This is a genomic window from Arthrobacter sp. FW306-06-A (genome assembly GCF_021870055.1).
In the GTDB taxonomy this organism is placed as follows: domain Bacteria; phylum Actinomycetota; class Actinomycetes; order Actinomycetales; family Micrococcaceae; genus Arthrobacter.
In genome coordinates this window covers 4,172,869-4,193,527 of the sequence record NZ_CP084552.1, presented here as the reverse complement: position 1 = coordinate 4,193,527, position 20,659 = coordinate 4,172,869, and the positions used below count along the sequence as shown (strand labels likewise).

The 20,659-nt window shown below is 62.1% G+C and carries 18 protein-coding genes and 1 pseudogene; 6 read left to right on the top strand and 13 right to left on the bottom strand.

The window, feature by feature from the left end; all coding sequences use genetic code 11:
- Positions 1-402: 402 nt before the first annotated feature.
- The 6 genes from LFT49_RS19610 to dnaK form a co-directional block, all read right to left on the bottom strand.
- Positions 403-1,254, bottom strand: a complete 852-nt coding sequence (locus LFT49_RS19610) for a S1C family serine protease (protein WP_237429154.1) — start codon at positions 1,252-1,254, stop codon at positions 403-405.
- Between the two features lie 551 nt (positions 1,255-1,805).
- A complete protein-coding gene (gene clpB / locus LFT49_RS19605; RefSeq protein ID WP_236803107.1) occupies positions 1,806-4,442 on the bottom strand; it encodes an ATP-dependent chaperone ClpB in 2,637 nt (878 codons plus the stop codon).
- Positions 4,439-4,753: a chaperone modulator CbpM gene (locus LFT49_RS19600; protein ID WP_237429153.1), complete on the bottom strand. Its 315-nt coding sequence runs from the start codon at positions 4,751-4,753 to the stop codon at positions 4,439-4,441. The genes clpB and LFT49_RS19600 overlap by 4 nt, the downstream gene beginning before the upstream one ends.
- Positions 4,750-5,685: a DnaJ C-terminal domain-containing protein gene (locus LFT49_RS19595; RefSeq protein WP_237429152.1), complete on the bottom strand. Its 936-nt coding sequence runs from the start codon at positions 5,683-5,685 to the stop codon at positions 4,750-4,752. Before LFT49_RS19595 ends, LFT49_RS19600 begins: the two co-directional genes overlap by 4 nt.
- Complete coding sequence (locus tag LFT49_RS19590) at positions 5,678-6,112, bottom strand: nucleotide exchange factor GrpE (protein ID WP_237429151.1); 435 nt, start codon at positions 6,110-6,112, stop codon at positions 5,678-5,680. The genes LFT49_RS19595 and LFT49_RS19590 overlap by 8 nt, the downstream gene beginning before the upstream one ends.
- A gap of 113 nt (positions 6,113-6,225) precedes the next feature.
- The gene (gene dnaK / locus LFT49_RS19585; protein ID WP_237429150.1) at positions 6,226-8,136 is read right to left on the bottom strand and encodes a molecular chaperone DnaK; all 1,911 of its coding nucleotides are present in this window, start codon (positions 8,134-8,136) and stop codon (positions 6,226-6,228) included.
- A gap of 318 nt (positions 8,137-8,454) precedes the next feature.
- On the opposite strand from dnaK, the gene LFT49_RS19580 reads away from it, so the two are divergent.
- Entirely contained in the window at positions 8,455-10,131 is a 1,677-nt protein-coding gene (locus LFT49_RS19580) for a PucR family transcriptional regulator (RefSeq protein ID WP_237429149.1), read from the top strand.
- Between the two features lie 236 nt (positions 10,132-10,367).
- On the opposite strand, the gene LFT49_RS19575 is transcribed toward LFT49_RS19580, so the two are convergent.
- From LFT49_RS19575 to LFT49_RS19555, 5 genes are all read right to left on the bottom strand, one after another.
- Positions 10,368-10,640, bottom strand: a complete 273-nt coding sequence (locus tag LFT49_RS19575; protein ID WP_066431724.1) for a hypothetical protein — start codon at positions 10,638-10,640, stop codon at positions 10,368-10,370.
- 803 nt (positions 10,641-11,443) lie between these two features.
- Positions 11,444-11,656, bottom strand: coding sequence for a DUF2905 family protein (locus tag LFT49_RS19570; RefSeq protein WP_066431721.1), 213 nt, complete (start codon positions 11,654-11,656; stop codon positions 11,444-11,446).
- Positions 11,657-12,074: 418 nt separating this feature from the next.
- Positions 12,075-14,039, bottom strand: a complete 1,965-nt coding sequence (gene ftsH / locus LFT49_RS19565; protein WP_237429148.1) for an ATP-dependent zinc metalloprotease FtsH — start codon at positions 14,037-14,039, stop codon at positions 12,075-12,077.
- 98 nt (positions 14,040-14,137) lie between these two features.
- The gene (locus LFT49_RS19560; RefSeq protein WP_066431719.1) at positions 14,138-14,437 is read right to left on the bottom strand and encodes a DUF4193 domain-containing protein; all 300 of its coding nucleotides are present in this window, start codon (positions 14,435-14,437) and stop codon (positions 14,138-14,140) included.
- 113 nt (positions 14,438-14,550) lie between these two features.
- Entirely contained in the window at positions 14,551-14,715 is a 165-nt protein-coding gene (locus LFT49_RS19555; protein ID WP_237429147.1) for a hypothetical protein, read from the bottom strand.
- 413 nt (positions 14,716-15,128) lie between these two features.
- Between LFT49_RS19555 and LFT49_RS19550 the strand changes: the two genes are divergently transcribed.
- From LFT49_RS19550 to LFT49_RS19535, 4 genes are all read left to right on the top strand, one after another.
- Positions 15,129-15,554: an Hsp20/alpha crystallin family protein gene (locus LFT49_RS19550; RefSeq protein ID WP_236803115.1), complete on the top strand. Its 426-nt coding sequence runs from the start codon at positions 15,129-15,131 to the stop codon at positions 15,552-15,554.
- 210 nt (positions 15,555-15,764) lie between these two features.
- Positions 15,765-16,085 (top strand): hypothetical protein, encoded by a 321-nt coding sequence (locus tag LFT49_RS19545; RefSeq protein WP_157360897.1) that lies wholly within the window; start codon positions 15,765-15,767, stop codon positions 16,083-16,085.
- Between the two features lie 41 nt (positions 16,086-16,126).
- Positions 16,127-16,405, top strand: coding sequence for a hypothetical protein (locus LFT49_RS19540; protein ID WP_066431710.1), 279 nt, complete (start codon positions 16,127-16,129; stop codon positions 16,403-16,405).
- 165 nt (positions 16,406-16,570) lie between these two features.
- The gene (locus LFT49_RS19535; RefSeq protein ID WP_237429146.1) at positions 16,571-17,116 is read left to right on the top strand and encodes a YceI family protein; all 546 of its coding nucleotides are present in this window, start codon (positions 16,571-16,573) and stop codon (positions 17,114-17,116) included.
- A 185-nt stretch (positions 17,117-17,301) separates the two neighbouring features.
- Here LFT49_RS19535 and LFT49_RS19530 read toward each other — a convergent pair whose 3' ends face one another.
- Both LFT49_RS19530 and LFT49_RS19525 read right to left on the bottom strand, forming a co-directional pair.
- Positions 17,302-18,333, bottom strand: a complete 1,032-nt coding sequence (locus LFT49_RS19530; RefSeq protein ID WP_237429145.1) for a hypothetical protein — start codon at positions 18,331-18,333, stop codon at positions 17,302-17,304.
- Between the two features lie 1,145 nt (positions 18,334-19,478).
- Positions 19,479-20,044: pseudogene (locus LFT49_RS19525) on the bottom strand (recombinase family protein).
- 200 nt (positions 20,045-20,244) lie between these two features.
- Between LFT49_RS19525 and LFT49_RS19520 the strand changes: the two are divergent.
- On the top strand, positions 20,245-20,547 hold the full coding sequence (locus tag LFT49_RS19520) for a DUF4193 domain-containing protein (RefSeq protein WP_237429144.1): 303 nt from the start codon (positions 20,245-20,247) through the stop codon (positions 20,545-20,547).
- The last annotated feature ends 112 nt before the right edge of the window (positions 20,548-20,659 follow it).

Below are 20,659 nucleotides of genomic sequence, written 5' to 3'. Positions count from 1 at the left end.
CCTGCGATGATGCTATTGCTGCACGGTAGGATCTGTGGAAAGCCCGAGGGCCCCCAGGCGGCGGGTTTTCTTACACACCGCTGGGGGCGCTGAAGGGTTCGTTGCGCTGCGTTTGTTCAGAACCATGCGCAGGTATTCAGCACCAGAGCGGCGATGCTCTGGTGGCCCGGCGGGGACCGATGGATCCGGTCAGGGTCCCGAATCCTGGGGCCGGCAAACTGCTGAAAACGATAGCAAAAGCATACGACCCTTGCCTCCCAGGCCACGGCCGAAAAACCGCCGTCTGCCACGCCATGCACGGTCGTTGGACCCCTCCGGAACCGGGAAACAGCGGAGCCCGGTGCCGTACTGCAAACTGGCCAGCGGACTATAGCCGCTGCCGCAGCCTGATTGCGCCCCGTCTTAGGAGGCGGGGCGCGCGACCAGCTGGATTTTTACCTCCTGCGTTTCAGCTCCCCTGCGGAATTCAACGGCTACGGTTTGCCCGGGACTCCTGGTCCTCAGTGCGGCGAGGAAGTCCTCAGGCGTGGCGAGATCATCCCCGTCGAGTTTGGTGAGCACGTCCCCGGGCCGGATGCCGGCCTGGTATGCCGGCCCGGCCTCCGGCACCGAGAGTGCAAGCACCCCGCGTGTGTCGGACAGGCCCAGCTGGTCGGCGATCTGCTGCGTGATTTCCGCCAGCCCCAGGCCGATGAAGGCGTGATCGGCAGTGCCGTCCTCCCTGAGCTGGTCGGCCACTTTCACTGCGGTGGCGGCGGGGATGGCAAACCCAAGGGCCACAGCACCTGACTGCGGCGGAATATAGGCCTCGCTGATGCCGATCACTTCACCCCTGCTGTTCACCAGGGCGCCGCCGGAGTTGCCGGGACTGATCGCGGCATCGGTCTGGATTAGGTCGACAAGTGACTGGCTGCTCGATGCCGATCCCGGGATCTGGCGGTTGAGGCCCGAGATGATGCCCGCCGTCGCTGTATTTTCGAATCCCAGCGGCGAGCCAATAACGATCGCAAGTTCGCCGATCCGGGGCAGGACGGTTTGGAATTTAGCGGCGGGCAGACCTGTCCGTTGGGCTTCCACCAATGCAAGATCAGAGACGGCGTCGGTGGCCCGCACGGTGCCGGCCACCCGCTGGCCGTCGGCAAAGCCGACCTCAACCTGGCCGTTGCCGCGCACCACGTGCTCATTGGTCAGAATCAGGCCATCCTCCGAATACACGACGCCGCTTCCCAGGCCGCCGTTGGTGAAGATCGTCACCACGGATGGCTGAAGGTTGCTGATGATGGCAGGAATGTCCGCAACACCTTGCGGAAAACTCTGCCCGCTCCCGCCCCCCGGACCGGTTTGTCCGGCGGGCGCGCCGCCGGTTGTGCTCCCGGGGGACTGCGAGGTCACCGACGCCTCCGGACTCTGCCCTGGGCCGGTGCAGCCGGACATCAAGGTTGCGAGGACGGCTGCCGCTGCGAGGAGTCCGGGGAGACGGGACGTGCGTTTTGCTGTCGCTGGCCGATGGTTCATTGAACGTCCTCTCGTGACCGGGCTGTCCGGATGCTGCTTAAAAGCTAGTCCCGCGAAGGCCGGCGGCCATAGCCGATTCCTTGCAGGGCTACGAGCCAGGAGCACTGGCTCGTGTGGCTGCCTTCCTTACGGTCAGGCCCAGGGTGTTGCCTCCAGGGCTAGCCCAAACAGGACGTCACGTTCCGCGCCGGCATGCACCTTTGCGGCGTCGACGTCCATGACCTGTGGTTCCGGATGACCGGCCCTGGGGCAGCGGACTATATCCTGACCAGCTGTCCTTTCTTGCTGATTTATGCCGTTCCGGCCCCTTCAAGCTCCTTGGTGCTGTAGTCAACCATGAGCTCACCCCCTTCGGCTGTCACTGTCACCGCTCCCCCCTCCGCGATGCTGCCGCGCAGCAGGGCGCGGCCGACCTGCGTTTCCACGACACGGGAAATATAGCGGCGCAGGGGTCGGGCTCCGTAGACCGGATCAAAACCCTGCTCGGCTATTAGCAGGCGCGCCTCCTCGGTCAGGTGCAGCTCAATTTGCTGCTCGGCCAGCCGTTGCCGCAGCTGTTGGAACTGCAGATCCACGATACGTTCGATCTGGGGCAGGCCAAGGGGTGCGAACAGCACGGTGTCGTCCACCCGGTTCAGAAACTCGGGACGGAAATGTGCCCGGAGTTCGCCCATCACCAGCCCACGCGCCTCCTCGGTGATCGCCCCACCCTCGGTGGAGCCCTCCAGGAGATATTGGGAACCGATATTGGAGGTCATGATGATGACGGTGTTGCGGAAATCAATGGTGCGGCCCTGCGAATCCGTGATCCGTCCGTCATCAAGGACCTGCAGGAGTGTGTTGAAAATATCAGGGTGGGCCTTTTCCACCTCATCGAAAAGCACTACCGAGTAGGGTTTCCGGCGTACGGCTTCGGTGAGCTGGCCGCCTTCGTCATACCCGATGTAGCCCGGAGGCGCCCCCAGGAGCCGGCTGACGGTGTGGCGTTCCTGGTACTCGCTCATGTCCAGCCGGATCATCGCGTTCTCACTGTCGAACAGGGCAGCCGCCAGCGCCTTGGCGAGTTCGGTTTTCCCGACGCCGGTCGGTCCCAGGAAGATGAACGATCCGATGGGCCGGCGGGGGTCGCGGATGCCGGAGCGGGCGCGGATGATCGCGTCGGTGACGGCCGCGATGGCGTCTTCCTGGCCTATGACGCGTTCGTGCAGGATGTCGTCGAGGTGGAGGACTTTTTCACGTTCGCCCTGCTTCAGGCGTGCGACGGGGATACCTGTCCAGGCCGCTACGATCTCGGCGATCTCGTCTTCCGTCACGACCTCGCGGAGCAGCCGTTGTTCACCCTGTTTTGCGGCCAGTCGTTCCTCCTCAGCGGGCAACCGCCGTTCGAGGTCGGCAATTCGGCCGTAGCGTAGCTCCGCCGCCCGGTTGAGGTCGTAGTTCCGCTCGGCTTCTTCCGCCTCCTGCCGCAGCTGCTCCAGTTCGCTGCGAATTTCCTGCAGTTTGTGGATCGCCTGGCGCTCGGCCTCCCATTGGGCCCGCTTCGCGTCGGCTTCGGCACGCAGGTCGGCCAGTTCACGCCTCAGTTCCTCCAGCCGGGTCTTGCTGGCGGGGTCGGTTTCCTTGGACAATGCCGCGTCTTCGATCTCGAGCCGCGTGACCTTACGCGTCAGCTCATCGAGTTCCGCAGGCATCGAATCAATTTCCGTCCGCAGCCGGGCACAGGCCTCATCCACCAGGTCAATGGCCTTGTCAGGAAGGAACCGGTCCGTAATGTACCGGTGGGACAGGGTGGCGGCGGCCACCAGGGCGCTGTCCTGGATCCTGACGCCGTGGAAGACCTCCAGCCGTTCGCGGAGCCCACGGAGAATGGAAATGGCGTCCTCGACGTCGGGCTCCTCAACCAGGACCGGCTGAAAGCGGCGTTCCAGGGCCGCGTCCGATTCGATGTGTTTACGGTATTCGTCAAGGGTGGTCGCCCCGATCATATGGAGCTCCCCGCGGGCCAGCATGGGCTTGAGCATGTTCCCGGCGTCCATGGACCCTTCGCTCGCTCCTGCCCCTACGACAGTGTGCAGCTCGTCGATGAAGAGCAGGATCCTGCCCTCCGCAGCCAGCACCTCGGCAAGCACCGCCTTCAGCCGCTCCTCAAACTCGCCGCGGTATTTCGCGCCGGCCACGAGCGAACTCATGTCGAGCGAGAAGATGGTCTTGTTCTTCAGCCCTTCCGGCACGTCCTGCCGGACGATGCGTTGTGCCAGGCCCTCCACGATGGCGGTTTTCCCGACCCCCGGCTCGCCGATCAGCACCGGGTTGTTCTTGGTCTTGCGGGAAAGAATCTGAACGACCCTCCGGATCTCCGCGTCGCGGCCAATGACCGGATCCAGCTTTCCGCTGCGCGCGTCCGCCACCAGATCGCGGCCGTACTTCTCCAGCGCCTCGTAGGTCTGTTCCGGCGTCGCGGAGGTGACACGCTGGTTTCCCCGGACCTGGGTCAGGACAGACAGGAACGCCTCGCGGGTGATCCCGTGATCAGCAAGCACTCTCCCGGCCGCCGTGGACCGTCCTTCCTCCGCCAGCGCAACCAGCAGGTGTTCCACCGAGACATACTCATCCTTCAGCCGCTTGGCTTCACGGTCAGCCGTATCAAGGAGTGCGCCAAGCCGGCGGCTGACGTATACCTGTCCCGGCGCCGCCCCGGGACCCGTGACCTTCGGCTTGCGCCGCAGTTCAACCTCGACTGCCGACTTCAGCTCGTCGACGTCGATCTGCATGCCCGCGAGCAGTCGCGGAACCAGGCCCCCCTCCTGCTGCAGCAGGGCCGCGAGCAGGTGTTCACCGTCGGTCTCCGTATGCCCGGAGCGCTGCGCTATGCGTTGAGCCTCCGCCAAGGCCTCCTGCGACTTCTGTGTCAAACTCTCCATATTCATCGCGAAGCAGTTCCTTCCACCTGGGAGATTTCTACCAAACGTCGTTCAAGCGAGTCGACGCGCACCAACAGATCCAGTACCAACGGAATGGCCGCGTAATTCAGCGCCAGCTCCGAATGCAGTCTCATGACGCGCGCTATCAGTTCCGGGGTACGGGGGCTGAACCAGGGCCCGCCCGGGGCGTCGCCCAGCGGCCGGATCAGATCCAGGTCCACAAACCGCAGAACGACGTCGGGGTGGACACCGCTGCTGCGCGCCACCGCCTCAAGATTCAGGCGCCATGGATAGGCCAGCGGATAGGCCTGGCTCATAGCCCCTCCCTCGGGTTGAAGTCGGATGCCGTGGCGAGTTTCTCGTACAGCTCACGCTCCTGCCTGTTGGGATGACGGGGCACCATGATGCGGATCTCCGCGAAGAGGTTCCCCGGCTGGCCCTTCGAATCGGGCATCCCCTGGCCGCGCAGCCGCAGCCTGCGCCCGCTGGAGGAGCCTTCAGGCACGGTGATCGTGACCGGGCCCGCGGGTGCGTTGACCTTGATCCTGGCCCCGAGGGCGGCTTCGGCCGGCGTGACGGGAAGGTCGAAGTGAATGTCCCGGCCCTCAAGCCGGTACCTGGTGTCGTGCTTGATCCGCACGGTCAGGAACAGATCACCTGGCGGACCCCCTTCCCGGCCCAGGGCACCCTGACCGGCGAGACGGATACGTTGCCCGTCCAGCACGCCGGGGGGCACGGTGACGTCATAGTCCCGGGTTTCACCGCCGGGCTGGGCCAGCCTGACGGTGCGCCGTCCCCCACGGATCGCCTCTTCGAGGGTCAGCCGGAGCTCGGCCTCGTGGTCCGCCCCCGGGGCCGGGCCCGCTGTCTGCTGCCGGAACCAGCCGCCCAGCAGATCCTCCCAATCGACGTCCCCCACGTTCACGTCCACGTTGCCGTACCCTCCGCGTCCTGGCCGCGGGCCGGGCCGCGGGCCTCCGGAACCCCGTCGCCGTCCGGCCCCCGCCGGACCGGTGCCGCTGCCGGCGTATTGCCGGAAGTCAGAGCCGAACCGGTCGTACTGCGCCCTGGTTTCAGGATCCGAGAGGGTGCTGTAGGCCTCGCCGATTTCCTTGAACCGGTCAGCCGCGTCCGGCTCGCGGTTGACGTCCGGATGGTACTTTCTTGCGAGTTTGCGGTAGGCGCGCTGGATCTCCTCGGCGTCCGCTGTCCGCGGGACGCCAAGAACCGAATAGGGATCCTTAGCCACGGTCGGCCTTCACCGCCCGGCTCACCACAACAGCGGCTGGGCGGAGCGTGCTCTCGATGCTTCCGTACCCTGGGCGCAACACGCTGAGTACGGTCCCGGGCGGAACCTCGTCGGTTTCCACTACGCTGACGACCTCGTGCACCCGCGGATCGAAGGGGACGTTCTCGGCGTCGATGCGGGGGTAGCCCAGGCGGGCCAGGGTGTCGATGGCCTGGGTCCGGATGGAGGCTATGCCTTCAACGAGCGGGTCCTCCGTACGGTCGGCATGGGTCAAGGCAAGCTCCAGGTTGTCGAGGATGGGCAGCCACGCCAAGGCAACCAAGGCGCGCTCCTGCGCCCGTTGCTGTGCGCTGTCCCGAACTGCCCGCTTCCGCGCGTTATCGGCCTCGGCCAGCGCACGGCGCCACTGATCTTCCATCTTCGCCAAGGCTTCATCCTGCGCCGCGGCCGGCATTTTCCTTTCATTGGGTTCGGTGGCCTCCGCTTGGTCACTTCCTTGGTGGGGCTGTCCAGCCTCTGCCGGCTCGCTCATTGCTGCCCTTAACCGCGGTCAAATTCTGCGTCGACGATGTCGTCATCATCTGCGCCAGCGGTCACTCCGGGCTCCCGGGCGGATCCCGGTCCCGTCGCGGACCCTGCCCCGGCGGAGGCCGCGGAAGCGGCCGAGGCGCTAAGCGCCGCCTGCAGCTGCTGGAGCTCGGAGATCAGCTCCCTCGCCGTGGCGATGTCCGCCTGGTTGCTGACGGCGTCGCGTGCTTGCCCAATCAGCAGTTCCGCCCTGGCCTTGTCGTGGGCAGGAGCAGTGTCGCCCAAGTCGTTGACGGACCGCTCAACCCTGTACGCCACCGCATCGAGCTCGTTGAGGGTATCGATACGCTCCCGGTTCTGCAGATCCTCACTCCTGTGGGACTGAGCCTCGGCAATCATCCGCTCGACTTCCTTGGAGTCAAGGTTGGAACCTTCGCTGATGGTGATTCCCTGTTCCTTGCCCGTGTCCTTGTCACGCGCCGTGACGTTCACGATGCCGTTGGCGTCGACGTCGAATGTGACCTCGACCTGAGGTTCCCCGCGGGGCGCGGGACGGATATCGGTCAGCTGGAAGCGCCCCAGCACGCGGTTGTCCGCGGCCAGTTCCCGCTCCCCCTGCAGGACCACCACGTCCACGGCCGGCTGGTTGTCCTCCGCGGTGGAGAACACTTCACTGCGCCTTGCCGGGATGGTTGTGTTGCGTTCGATGATCTTGGTCATGACACCGCCACGGGTTTCAACACCCAGGGAAAGCGGGACGACGTCCAGCAGCAGGACATCCGAGACCTCGCCTTTGAGCACGCCGGCCTGGATCGCGGCACCGATTGCGACGACTTCGTCGGGATTGACGCTCATATTCGGATCTTTGCCGCCGGTCAGGCGCCGCACGACGTTCTGTACGGCGGGAATACGGGTGGAGCCGCCGACCAGAATCACTTCGTCGATGTCATTGGCAGTGACTTTCGCGTCGGTCATCGCCTGCTTTACCGGCCCCATGGTGCGCTCCACCAGGTCATGGGTGATCTCATCAAAGACGGAGCGGCGCACGGTCGCCGCCAGGTGCTTGGGACCGGTGGCATCAGCCGTGATAAAGGGAAGGTTGACCTGGGTCTGGGTGACGGAACTGAGCTCAACTTTGGCTTTCTCGGCCGCTTCAAACAGGCGTTGCAACGCTTGGGCGTCCGAGCGGAGGTCAATTCCCGCCTCCTTCTGGAAATCATCAGCCAGATAATCGACCAGACGGCGGTCAAAATCGTCTCCGCCGAGGTGCGCGTCCCCCGCCGTGGACCTGACCTCCACGACTCCGTCCCCCACGTCCAGCAGACTCACATCGAAAGTTCCGCCGCCAAGGTCAAAAACCAGTACCGTCTCATGCTGTCGTTTGTCAATGCCGTAGGCCAGGGCAGCCGCGGTCGGTTCGTTAATGATGCGCAGGACTTCCAGCCCGGCAATCCTACCCGCGTCCTTGGTCGCGGTGCGCTGTGCGTCATTAAAGTACGCGGGGACCGTAATGACAGCCTCCGTCACCTTCTCGCCCAGCTGCTTGGCGGCGTCGTCCACGAGCTTGCGGAGAACGAGCGCGCTAACCTCTTCGGGTGCAACTTTCTTGCCCTGAACCTCGAACCGGGCCAAGCCGTTCTCGTCTCCTACGACGTCGAAACTCACCGCCTTTGCCTCATCCGTGATCTCGTCATAGCGGCGCCCGATAAAACGTTTCGCCGACGTGATGGTTCCCTTAGGGTTGAGAATGGACTGCCTGCGGGCCAACTGGCCCACAAGCCGTTCGCCATTGTCGGTGTAGGCCACCACCGAGGGGGTGGTCCTGGCTCCTTCCGCATTGGGGATGACGCGGGCTTCCCCGCCTTCCCATACCGCGATCACCGAGTTGGTCGTTCCCAGATCAATTCCTACTGCCTTGGACATGATGATCCACTCCGGTAAGAGAGGTGCAACCGGTCCTCTGTACGGTGTCCGCCCTAATAACACCGCATGACAGATCCGCAGAATCAGACCTGCCATTTTGGAACCGAAGGCTTGCCACGGGCGTCCTACATCCGAGTCTGCTCTCTGACCGGATCGGCTGCATGGCCCCCCCATGCCTAAATCAGCCGACTCTTTTGGACCTAGCAGGTCCATAAGCCACAGAGGTATTCTCGATGCACAGAGAGCAGCCGGAGGTCTACGCGCGGACTTCACGCCTACGATGAGGCCCAAGTTATGGACGGAGACGAGGGATCCAAGATGTTCGATCGGCTTAGCGCCGAGGAAATCCTCAGCACGGCAGCACAGAGGGCTTCAGCGCTGCCGTTCTGTGTAGTGGAGGACCTTTACCTTGGGGTGAACGGCCAATTGCGACCCACCCCCGACCGCACAGCAAAAGCCCAGGATCAGGATGTCCTTCGCCTCCATGGCAGGGATGCGGTGCTCCCGGAGTCCGGACGAGGATGGCGATACGCGCTGTTCATCTTTGGGGACAGCGGCGAGCTGAACGGGTGTCTGGTGCTATCCGCCCCCAGCGCCCCGGGGCCGCCTCAGCTGATGCAGCTCCGGAACCTGGGTGGACCCACGCCGGCGGCGTCCCCCGGAGACCCAACCGCAGGACACCCACCGGAGGCAACCGGCCAGCTGCGCTACCCTGACGGCAGTGAGGACACTGAGGAGCGTCTCCTGTCCCTGTCGGCAACGGTCCTGAAGCTTGAGGCGCGTGCCAGGGTCCAAAATGCCCTGGACCGCACAATGATTGCCGACCTCGGGCAAAGGGAATCCAGGGAAGCCTTCGTGGCGGAGGTTCTTTCAGAACTGACGGGCCGTCCGATTTGTATCGAGGACGCATTTGGCAACATCCGCGCTGCAGCCGGCATTGGTCCAGACCGTCCCTACGCCCAGCCAGGGCCTGGCGCGCGGGCACGGATCGCCCAACTCTGGCTTGCCTCTGGATCCCCGGTGCGGGAACCTCGAAGGCTGGTGGCTTTGGTGCTGCCGGACAGGGATGTCCTGGGGGCAATCTGCATGCTGGAAACGGACAAGCCGTTTACTGACGAAGACGTCTTCGCTTTGGAGTATGCCAGGCGGATCCTGCACGTCGAGTTGGCGCATCGGCGCAGCCTTGCCCAGGTGGAACTGCGGCTGGGCCGTGATCTCGTGGATGAGCTCGTTGCCGGGATGGATCAGAGGGCCGCAGTTTCGCGTGCGCAAGCACTCGGGTATGACCTCGGAGCCCCCCAGCATGTCATTGTGGCACAGTGGCAGCCGAGGACGGGGGGCCATTCTGCGGTGGTCGCCCTGCGGAAAGCCCTCGGGGAACTCCGCACGGCCTCGCTCGTTTCGCAGGGCTCCGACATGACCATTGCCGTGGCCACCGGCGCCCCGACCGGCGCCGAGCTCTTTAAAGTCATGTCAAGGCTGCTGCACGGCGCCTCCGGGGCGGTAGGCGTCGGCGGCCCCTGCCAGGAGGTCACGCAGATTCCGCGTTCATTCGCGGAAGCCCAGCGTGCGCTGCACATTCGGACCCATTCAATCGAGCCCTCCGGCCTCACCCGCTTTGATCAGCTGGGCATCTACCGCATCCTCGACACAGCAGGCGGCCAACCGGATCTGGCTGGCTATATCGATGAGTGGCTGGGCGCCCTCCAACACACCGATGACAGCCGCGGTTCTGATCTGGTGCATACCCTGGCCCAATACCTGGACCACGGTGGCAATTATGACAGTACCGCCCAGAGCCTGACCATCCATCGCAGCACCCTGCGGTACCGGCTGAAGTCCATCCGGCAAATCACGGGCTTCGACCTGGCAGACCCGGAGATAAGGCTCAACCTCCACGTCGCCACCCGGGCCTGGCGTCTTCGCCCGCAAACTTCGGCCGGGACGCGGCCCAGGGCCGGTATGAGTTCGACGGACAGAAGATCTCCAGCGTGACGGATCTCCTGGCCGCTAGCCGGAAGAAAGAGCCAGGGCAACAATCCGACGTCACGCTCCAGCGCGGACAAAACACCAACACCAACACGGTGAAAGTTACCTTGTGACGCACGGCTGCCGAATAGGCCCGCCTGGCACAACAATTCCTCAAGGGATCCGGGACGGCGTTACTCGGCCGGGGCATTGCGGCCGTTCCTTTCGGCATTGGCAGGAAGTAGTACCGGGCAGAAACCGCTTCACTGTGGCGCCGTCCGCCCAGGCAGCAGGATCCGTTCCGGCGGCTGGCTGTTTGTCGGGTTCAGGATCCATGAGTTGTCCGGGATCGGCCGCGGCTTTGTTCGGCGCAGCTTGCGTATCAAGATGGCGAACGGCAGTAACAGCAGCTGCAGGATGCCGGCCGCTATTAGCAGTGTCACCAAGAGGACGAGGTACGGCAGGTAGAGGAGGAAGATGCCGACAAGGGCGGTAAGGTATCCGGTGCTGAATCCGAGGATCGTTCCGGGATCCACGTTTGCTCCCCAAGGGTTATCTGGAGTGGTGGGTGGAGCCCCTGCCTCGTGCTCGTCGGAGGCTTACCCTTCTCGGGCGTATAGCGGCGTGGTTTCGGTGAAGGCGGGCTCGCCATGGCCTCAGGCGGTGGCGGTTCGTTCCTGGGGAGGCCGAGGCGACCAACGTTGACCCGTTCCGCCTGCGGCGAAGATGAAAGACGACGGTGGTGGTCAGGCCGGTCCAGGCGAATGCTGCGCCGATGACAAGGAGCACTGCTGGAAGCGTGTCCACTGCGGCACTTCTCCTAAATACTGAAGGAGTCTGCGGGCGATCCCTGGTAGGTGCTGATCATTAACGTGGTGTTGGCTTTAACCCAGGCTGAGCCGCTTGGGCCGCAGGCGCATATTGATTTTCCGTCAACCTGCCTCGGCCGGACAACCTGTGCCTGCTGACCACGCAGCCCGAAATGGTGCCGACTTTGATCCGTCCATCGCTGGGGTCAATTCGGGTTATCCACGGCTGAAATTGGGAGCGAGCGGGGGTAGCTCCCTGGCAGCAGTAGCGGTGGATAACCTAAGAGAATTTTCCCGGTTGCGGGCGGTACGGCGGGGGCTTCCACACTGAAGCCTGCAACCTATCCCTATTGTTAGCGGTTGTGAGTACCATACCTCCCGTCGGCAGTTTGGGGCGTGCCCCAAAGCCTTGGTCTATATGCCAGGTCTCACTCGCCGATATTGGAGATTCCTTCAACCTGATTAGGCTCTGACGAACTGGCAGTGGTGACTCTATTCCGTCCACGGTAAAGTGTGGCCGTTTGGCCGCTTCATTGGCGGATCAGAGCAATTAGCAGACTGACCACCACCGAAACGACGATCATCGAGACCCAAGGGAAGTAGACCCGAACGTTCCCGCTGTCGATGCGGACATCCCCAGGCAAATGCCCGAACCACGACAACCAACCGTTCCAAGCCAGTACCCCAACCAGGACTACCAGCACCCCAACAACTACGAGCAGGGGACCAAAGTCACGGTTCATTAGCTGACCTCCTTGCCATGCAGTTGTGTTCGCAGAACCTGGTTTCCGGTCCTTTTCCTGAAGAGGTGTCGGGTTGGGTGTAAATTTCGGCGGCTCATGGGCGCTTATTGCTCCGCTACGCCGTCAACCTGATCCTTCAGGAGTTCCCAGAAGTCCCAGGCCCCGAACATTGTCATCATCTCCTGTCACGTCCGCCCATACCCATCAGCCCCCGCAGGAAACAAAAGGCAGGTTTGTGCCGGTTCCAGCGACCTTCTTTGTGATGCCGTGTTCACTGGTCCGGTATGGAACGGGAGAAAGGCTCCATCAGGTTTCCCCCAGTTCCAAGGGAACCGGGATCCGGCTTCTGCGCCCTCGTACAACGGCGAGAAGTGCTCTTTGTTCGTGCTTCACGAGCCGGTTGCCAGAAAGGATTGATTTACCCTTTGGTACTCATCTCTGCCGGTGCGGCGGGGGAGCGGTGAAGTCCTGCGGCTTCGTAAATTTCCTGCTCGTCGAGGGTTTCTTTTTCCAGGACGCGCTGGGCAAGGGAGTCCAGGCGCCAGCGGTTTTCCTGCAGAAGCGTGAGGGCGCGTTGGTGACATTGTTCCACCAGGGTGCGTACTTCTTCGGCCACGGTGTCGAGCATGCCTTCGGAGACGCCCGCGGCGCGGGGGTCTCCTTCTTCGGGGAGGATCTGGACGGGGCCGATGCGTTTGGACATGCCCCATCGTCCTACCATCATCCTGGCCAGGTGGGTGCTGGTCTGCAGGTCGCTTTCGGCGCCTGTGGTGACGACGCCGAAGACGAGGTCTTCGGCGGCCATGCCGCCCAGTGCCCCGACGATCCTGCCTCGGAGGTAGTTTTCGTCGTACCCGTACCGGTCGGTGTCGGGGGTGGAGAGGGTGACGCCGAGGGCGCGTCCGCGGGGGATGATGGAGATTTTCCGGACCGGATCGGCGCCGGGTTCGAGCATGCCCAGGAGGGCGTGGCCGGACTCATGGTAGGCGGTGCGCCTGCGTTCATCCTCGGGCATAACAACGTTCCGCGCGGTACCGAGCTGGATTTTCTCGAGAGCGTCGAGCAGGTCGCGTTGGGTGACTGCGGGGTGGGATCGTTTCACCGCCAGCAGTGCGGCCTCGTTGACGAGATTGGCCAGCTCCGCTCCTGTCATGCCGGGGGTGATACGGCTGACAGCGTCCAATTCAGCGTCGGGGGCGAGCCGCACGTTTTCTGCGTGGACGCGCAGGATCTGCAGCCGGCCCGCCTGGTCTGGGGCGTGCACGGTGATGGAGCGGTCAAACCTGCCGGGCCGCAGCAGGGCCGGGTCCAGGACATCGGGCCGGTTTGTTGCTGCCAGGACCACGATCCCTTCGGATGAGGAGAACCCGTCCATCTCGGTCAGGATCTGGTTCAGTGTTTGTTCCCGCTCATCGTGCCCGCCCACTGTCAGGGAACCGCTTCTCTTGCGGCCGATCGCGTCGATTTCATCGATGAAGATGATGGAGGGTGCGGCATTGCGGGCGGCCTGGAAGAGTTCCCGGACCCGGCTGGCGCCGACGCCGACCACCATTTCAACGAATTCGGAGGAACTGGCGTGGAAGAACGGGACCCCGGCTTCACCGGCAGTGGCGCGGGCGAGCAGGGTTTTGCCGGTCCCGGGCGGGCCGCTGAGCAGGACGCCTTTGGGTGGTTTGGCTCCGATCGCCTGGTACTTTTGGGGGTCTTTGAGGTAATCAACCACTTCGGAGATTTCCGCTTCAACCTCATCGATGCCGGCGACATCCTTGAAGGTCACCCGGACCTTGTCGGGGTCCACGGGCTGGAACTTTTTCCCTGCCCCGAAGCCGCCCATGCCGAGCATGCCTGACTGCTTTTTGAACAGCCACAGGTAAAACAGGACCAGGAGCACGATGGGGGCGACGGAGATCAGCAGGTTGGCCAGGACACCGCGTTCGCTCACAAGCGGGGTAGCGCGGACGGTGGCGTTGTTTTGTTCCAGTTCGCTCAGCAGGCTGTCGTCAGCGAAAAGGGGACGTTCGGTCGTGAACCGGATATAACTGTTCCCATTGCTGCCGGGCAGGGGCTTTTCGGTCCGGAGGGTCCCGTCGATGGTCTGGCCCTTGGCGAAGACTTCCGCGATGTTGTTCTCCCGGACCTGCGCCTTGAACTCGGTGTAGGACACGGACACGGGTTTGCCCAACTGGTCCTGCACGGACAAGGCAGAGAACACTGCCAGATACAGCACCACGATCAGCAGGGTGCGCCACCACCGGCCTTTTTTCTTCCCCTGCCCGGGTTCGTCGGGCAGGCCTTCGGTCCGCCACGGTACTTTAGGCCAGGACCCCAGCGGTGTTCCTGCCCCGTCACGAGGGCTGTCCTGGCGGGTGGCTGAATCGCTCACTATCCACCTCCCGAATGTCTGAGCTGTGTTCATGGTATAGCCACTGGTTCCGCTTACGTCAACCAATCCGTCTCAATCAGGGAAGCGTCACAGGCTGCTCAGCTTTCGCATTCGATGCAGTACTTGTTTCCGTCCGTTTCCCTGGCGAGTTGGCTGCGGTGATGGACCAGGAAGCAGGACCTGCACGTGAACTCGTCCGGCTGGATCGGCACGATATGGACCAGTAATTCTTCACTGGAAAGGTCAGCGCCGGGAAGTTCGAAACTGTCGGCCAGGTCGCCTTCATCCACGTCAAGGATCGCCGCTGCGGGTGAGGCTTTGTCAGTCTTGAGCTCATCCAGTGGCTGCGCCGCCTCATCTTCGGCCTTTGTACGGGGCTCGTCATAGTCAATGGCCACTGGTCCTCCTCCATGTGGTAACCAGGAGACATCCCGGGAGCAACATCAGCGGTAAGGGCCCGTCCAGCGTGCGTGCGGACTGGACTTTCCGGTGCCAGCAGCGGGACGGACCCTCAGCCACTGGGTACCTCGGAGCGGTATCCGCGCTTGTCCTTGTGCTCGGTCTTTTCCTCGTGCCGGACGTTGATGCGTAGATCGTCCCCGCTCAGGGTGATGTCTAACCTTGCCGGGATCGATGCCAGGCACCTCCGCTTTGACGACCATGGAATCGCCGTCACGGTATTCCTCTACCCTCAGCCAGGATCCTGTTTCCCCTTCGAGGAACCGCCGGATGGGATCTGCGATGTCGACGCCGGACCACCGCATGAGATTGCTCATCGTGTGCCTCCTGTCTGCTGCCCAGCCCGCACAGCCGACACGGCCCCAGGCCAGGATCGGATCGAACAGCTTTAAGATACGCGCGCTGCCGTTGGTTGTTAAGCCCCAGCCAGGAGGGCGTTACGGCCGAAGTTTGAGCCATTTACTGTTTTTGAAGGACGGGTAGAGGACGATGCCAACGAGAGGAATCAGTGCCAGAAGCCGGGGTCTTCCGCTTACCAAAGACTCTTTCCAATCTCAGGTGTCAGTGTTAAAAATCTATGTCAGCGGATATAGATCTATCCTGTCGGTTGCTGATCAGAGGAGGCATGTCATGTTGATGATGAGCGATCCGTTCCGGCAGCTCGACAGGTTGACGCAGCAGGCGCTGGGCACGGCTGCCCGCCCCACCGCGATGGCCATGGACGCCTGGCGTGACGGCAAGGAGTTCGTGGTCGCGCTTGATTTACCCGGTGTTGAACCTGAGTCGATCGATGTGAATGTCGAGCAGAACGTTCTGACCATCCGTGCCGAGCGTAAGGACACCGTTGGAGAGGGCATCGAACTGATTGCTTCCGAGCGCCCGCGCGGTGTCTTCAGCCGACAACTGCTTTTGGGTGAAGCACTGGATACAGAGAAGGTGAAGGCAAGCTACGACGGCGGTGTCCTCACGGTCCGGATTCCGGTGGCGGAGAAGGCCCGGCCCCGGAAGATCGAAGGTTCGTCCGGAGCCGGCGAGCAGCAGCAAATCAGCGCTTAACTGACCGGGAAGGAGGCTGCAGCCCACGGCTGCCTCTCCGGCGGTATCTCCTGCAGGAGCACCACTGCGCCTCTTGGCGCACAGGCAGGATCAGGGCAGAGGCATCCTTCCTCCGAAGCGGTGGTGGGCTTGGTGCCACCCGGCGTCCGCAAGGCATCGCTTCCCATGACACAGGTTGTCCTGAGGCCAGGCGGCCTGAAGGTGACGACAATGACTATCCAATATATGAACGACGGTTTTGCCCCGCATGTGGACCGGGGATTCCAGACGGCAAAGACACGCCTTGAACCGAGCAGGCTCGATTGGGACCAGGACGGGGAGTCTGCAAAGCACTCCCGGGCCCTGGTGGAACATATCCTCGCCCTTGAACCTGAACGTGTCCCTGCCGTCACAGCCGAACTTTTTGCTGAGGCGATTGCCGTGGCGAACGCCGTGCGGCAAGCCCAGGGAAGAGGGCCCGTTACGTCGTTCCGCGCCCGGGACTTTTGGGAGATCCTCAAGGATCTGATCGACAGCGTCCTCGAACAATAGCCGCTCACCCTTAATTGCCGGAACGACAGGGAAGGATCAGCATGGATGCAGAACTTGAACAGCTGCGGACTCTCGCTCACGTGATCCTGACCGCCGAGACCGCGCTCGATACCGCCTACGCGGCGTTGCAGGCCTCCGCGTCGGCACTGCTCGCAAGCGGGTCCTGGTCCCTTACCGATGTCAGTGAAGCATCAGGACTAAGTGAAGGCGAACTGCTGGACCTGCTCACCTTGGGGGCCAACAACAGGGCCCTCGAACAGATGTTTCCCGAGGAATCGCCCGATCACGAGGGACCGGGTCCCCGTGGCGCTGTCGAATGAAGAAAGCAGGCCGGCTTCACGCTGATCGTCGCAGGAATCCAAAACCACTGTCATTGGCGCCATCGGCTTCCTGCTGATGGGCGCAGGCAATGGACAAAAAATCCCGGGTGCAGCAGTGTGGGGGTTGGTCATCCTGACCGATTTCCACTGCTAAGGAGATGCAAAATGAGTCTGCCACACGGAATAACTTCAGGGGTCTGGGTTCTTGACATGTCGCACAGTGAGATTGCATTCACGGTCCGGCACGCAGGCATCAGCAAGGTACGGGGCCGCTTCCTCGAGGCTTCCGCCGAGGCCAGGATCGGAGAGTCCCTGGCCGACGCGTCACTGCATGCCACGATCAAAACTTCCAGTTTCGATTCCGGTGACGCCAACCGGGACGCCCACGTGAAAGGACCGGAATTCTTCGATGTGGAAAAATATCCGGAGATGACATTCCGAGCCACATCCATAGAAGGCGACGGCGAGGACTATACGCTGACCGGCGATCTCACCATCAAGGGAGTCACCAGACCGGTGGAACTGGAAGTGGAGTTCAGCGGTGTGGCCGTGGACCCTTTCGGTGCCACGCGCGCAGGCGCCTCGGCCGAAGCCGAGATTAGCCGTAAGGACTTCGGCCTGACGTGGAACGCGGTACTGGAAGCCGGCGGCGTGCTGGTCAGCGACAAGGTAAGGATCAATATCGAAGCGGCGCTGGTCAAGCAGTCCTGACGCCCGCTCTGCAAAGTTTGCCCCTTTTCGCCTTTTTGTGGGTACTCCCCCGCCTAATTTGAAACGCCGATAATAACGATTCTGTAAAGCTAGAGACGCGCTACTCGGGTTGCAGGGCCGGTCTGAGCAGTGGAACTTCCCGTCCGGCCACCCTTGCCGACCGGCACATCGTCGAGACTCCCACGTCATGAACAATATTCTCTTGACGTCCACGTCATCTCGTTAATTTTTGCGAGATCCCCAATTGTCATGGATGTCCATGATGGCGTCTTAGTGCAAATAAGGCGTCGCGTTATGTCGCCTGCAACGATCGGCTTTACCGCCTTGTTTTTTCCATCGAACACAACTCCCCGGTCTTCGCTGGCTATCAATACATACCCCATTATTGACGGGCCACTTTTGAGTTGCACAATCTCGAGCGGACCAAGCTGAACGGGCGTCGTCAACAACATTATTCCGTAGCCGGATATGAGCAGGGCCCCGGACCGGTAGATCGCATTTCTAAAATCCGGTTTCCCGGCGTCCCAAATTGCTTGCCGACGCTCACGGACAGCCCGTCGTAGCTCGAGAAGTTTACCGTCCTCTGTGCCTTCAGCTTGGGCATTTTCGGTGTGGATCAGAGTGCGAGCCTTCGTCCAATATTCGAATAATGCCGCATCCTTGGGGGCGGTGTCATCTCGTACCCACTCTGTGAAACCTTGGGCCCGGGTGGATGCTGCTGCATGTCGGATTCTCCACATGATGTACGTAAGTAAGAGTGATCCTGCTGCGAAAAGAGCGGAAAAGGCGAGGGCATAAATATAAAGACAAACGAAGGTGGCGACACTAAACACCTTACGCACAAAAGGCTGTTGGCGCTCATCAAGTGCAATAGCGGGCGCGGCAATTGTCATGCTTAAGAGTATTAGATTTGCAGCATTGATGAGTATCACCATTGCAAGCGAGCCTAGCGGCAGGTTTGTGACGATTGCAAGCGCCGTATTCTTGTTTCCTTGGACTTGCACCATTATGTTTATAGTGACGTAAATGACCGCCGCGGCAGGTATCGTCGGAAGAAGCGCAGAGACTGTCCGTTGTTCATGCTCCGTTACCTCCCGCATTTGCCTAACCAGGTCGGGGCGCTCGGAAGACTTCGATATTTTAGGCACGAAAAGACGAAAGAAGCGGACCCAGCCAGATGGCTTCTCAGTGTCTTTTGCCGGATTTGAGTTACTCATGTTGGAAGAATTATAAATCCCACCAGAGAGCGATATGGCGGTGCCACACGGCTTACGGTCATCCCGGCCCAATTTACATCAGGAGTGTCGGTAGGCCGCCCGACTGCGCGGCGTGCGGTGGGTCTTCGCGTAACCTGGCCTTAACTCCAAACAAACCTCCACATCACCCTCGAAGACATCACCAGGATTAACAGGCCCCTCCGATATCATCTACAGCATTGACGAAGAACCGGTCGCATTCCCGCCACCAGCCGATAGAACCCTCGTCGGCAGCCCATTTCGATCTCTCCCGCCCCTGCTGAAGCGCCGATAACGGAGGTTCTGTAGAACTAGGGTTGACGGGGTCTTGGGCGACGCGTCAGACCGGACTCCTGCGCCGACACGGATGAGGGTTTCACTACTCATCGTCTGGCGTTCGGCTGGTTGGCTTAGGGTGTCAACGTGGTTCGGCGGTACATCGGATTCCCGATGCCCAACCTCCCTATTAGCGACGATGATTAAGGACCAAGATTCAACAACGATGATTAAGGACCAAGATGGGCTTGCGGGAAAAGTGGGCAGAGCAGGAACAAGAACGTCAGGCCGCTAATCAGGAGCGCGCTCGAGTACGTGAAGCAGAACGGGCCAGGGAAGCGCACAGAAACAGTCCCTTGGGCATGGCGGAGAGTGCATACAAAAATGGAGACGAGTTCTTCCAGGTCGAGATGGAAGTAAGCTCCCTGGCCGGATCACACTCGTCATTCGGCTCCTCCGAGAACGTACTAGTCCAAGCACCTTCCACTGCTGTTACCCTGGGGCAGATCGAAGCGGTTGGCTGGCATCTCGAGCACGCTGGTTACGTCTTCGTAGAAACGGGGTCCACGTCCACTAACCGTGTGCTGGCAACCGGGCAGGGTGTAGTCACCAAAGGACATGTCGCCGGGATTTACTTATTCAGACGTAGGGGACAGTAGAAGCTCTGACTTACTGCCACTGAGCGTGGTTAGGATGCCAACGACGGCCGACGGCCGTGGAATTGGCGAAACTCCGGCCAAATAGCGGTTGGCCGAAGTTCCACCGACAACTCTGCCGGGCGAACCTTGACCTTGGCTGTGAACACTGCCCCGGTTCCGGATGTCCCGCCGCGGTACGGGCCGGGGGAGTGGTTATTCGAGCCGGGCATGGCGGAGGTACTGGTACACCGTTTCTCTGCTGATTCCGTAGTCACGGGCGAGGACGACTTTCGGGATGCCGCTGCCGGCGCGCTGGACCAGCTCGGCCGCGCGTTCCGGTGTCAGGGTCTTCTTCCGCCCCTTGTAAACTCCGCGCTGCTGGGCCAGGCGATGCCTTCGCGTTGACGCTCTCGAATGAGGGAGCGTTCGAATTCGGCGAAGGCGCCCATGACGGAGAGCATGAGGTTGGCCATGGGGGAGTCCTCACCGGTGAAGACGAGCTGTTCTTTGAGGAACTCCACACGGACTCCGCGCCGGGTGAGGCCTTGGACCAGGGCACGCAGGTCATCGAGGTTGCGGGCGAGGCGGTCCATGCTGTGCAAGAAAACGGCGTCACCGTCGCGAACAAACCGCAGGAGCTCGGTTAGCTGCGGCCGCGTGGTGTCCTTGCTGGATGCCTTGTCCGTGAAAACCCGGTCCAGGACCTGGCCTTCGAGCTGGCGCAGCTCGTTCTGATCGATCGTGCTGACCCGTACGTACCCGATGCGCTGACCATTCACGGCGGCCTCCCGTTCGTCGGTATGTGAGAACGAGTGTTGGCTCGCGCTTGGGGCACGTCAAGACCCGGCGCGCGCGGGGCCTGGCCCTAACCCAAAGTGACGTCCGCCGTATCCCTGCGCCGGGAGAAACCTCAGGGTGGTATAGGTTGCTCACTGGTCAGAAAACAAGCGACAGATGGAAGAAACGACGACCACCAACAGTGGCTGCCGATTATGACGAAGTCCGTTCCGACGTCAAGGAGTCCCAGGAACGCTCCCTGGAGGCCCTGAAGTCCGCCAGCGCCCCGGATACCCGCAGGGTCGTCACCGAACTCGACGAAGCGGACGCCCTCGACGAAGGGCTGACGCCGGGCGGGGAAATCGTCTCCGAGGAACTCATCGTCCAGGTCGTCCCGCAGGCCGCGGATGAGTTCACCTGTTCATCCTGTTTCCTGGTCCGTCACCGGTCGCAGCTGGTACGCGAACGCAACGGCCAGTCCTATTGCACCGAGTGCGAAGGCTGACAGCCCCGGCGCCGGCCACGACGCGGTCACCGGCAAGCCTGCAGGAAGGCTGCAAATGATGCATCTAAGGCAATACGCAGAGTACAGGTTTACATAACATACGTTATCGGCG

Coding starts and splice junctions, on each gene's coding strand:
- LFT49_RS19600 (WP_237429153.1), bottom strand. CDS start 4,753: ATGAGCCAGGCCTATCCGCTGGCCTATCCATGGCGCCTGAATCTTGAG.
- LFT49_RS19570 (WP_066431721.1), bottom strand. CDS start 11,656: ATGAACCGTGACTTTGGTCCCCTGCTCGTAGTTGTTGGGGTGCTGGTA.
- LFT49_RS19530 (WP_237429145.1), bottom strand. CDS start 18,333: ATGAGTAACTCAAATCCGGCAAAAGACACTGAGAAGCCATCTGGCTGG.
- LFT49_RS19545 (WP_157360897.1), top strand. CDS start 15,765: ATGACTATCCAATATATGAACGACGGTTTTGCCCCGCATGTGGACCGG.
- dnaK (WP_237429150.1), bottom strand. CDS start 8,136: ATGTCCAAGGCAGTAGGAATTGATCTGGGAACGACCAACTCGGTGATC.
- LFT49_RS19550 (WP_236803115.1), top strand. CDS start 15,129: ATGTTGATGATGAGCGATCCGTTCCGGCAGCTCGACAGGTTGACGCAG.
- LFT49_RS19580 (WP_237429149.1), top strand. CDS start 8,455: ATGTTCGATCGGCTTAGCGCCGAGGAAATCCTCAGCACGGCAGCACAG.
- LFT49_RS19535 (WP_237429146.1), top strand. CDS start 16,571: ATGAGTCTGCCACACGGAATAACTTCAGGGGTCTGGGTTCTTGACATG.
- clpB (WP_236803107.1), bottom strand. CDS start 4,442: ATGAATATGGAGAGTTTGACACAGAAGTCGCAGGAGGCCTTGGCGGAG.
- LFT49_RS19540 (WP_066431710.1), top strand. CDS start 16,127: ATGGATGCAGAACTTGAACAGCTGCGGACTCTCGCTCACGTGATCCTG.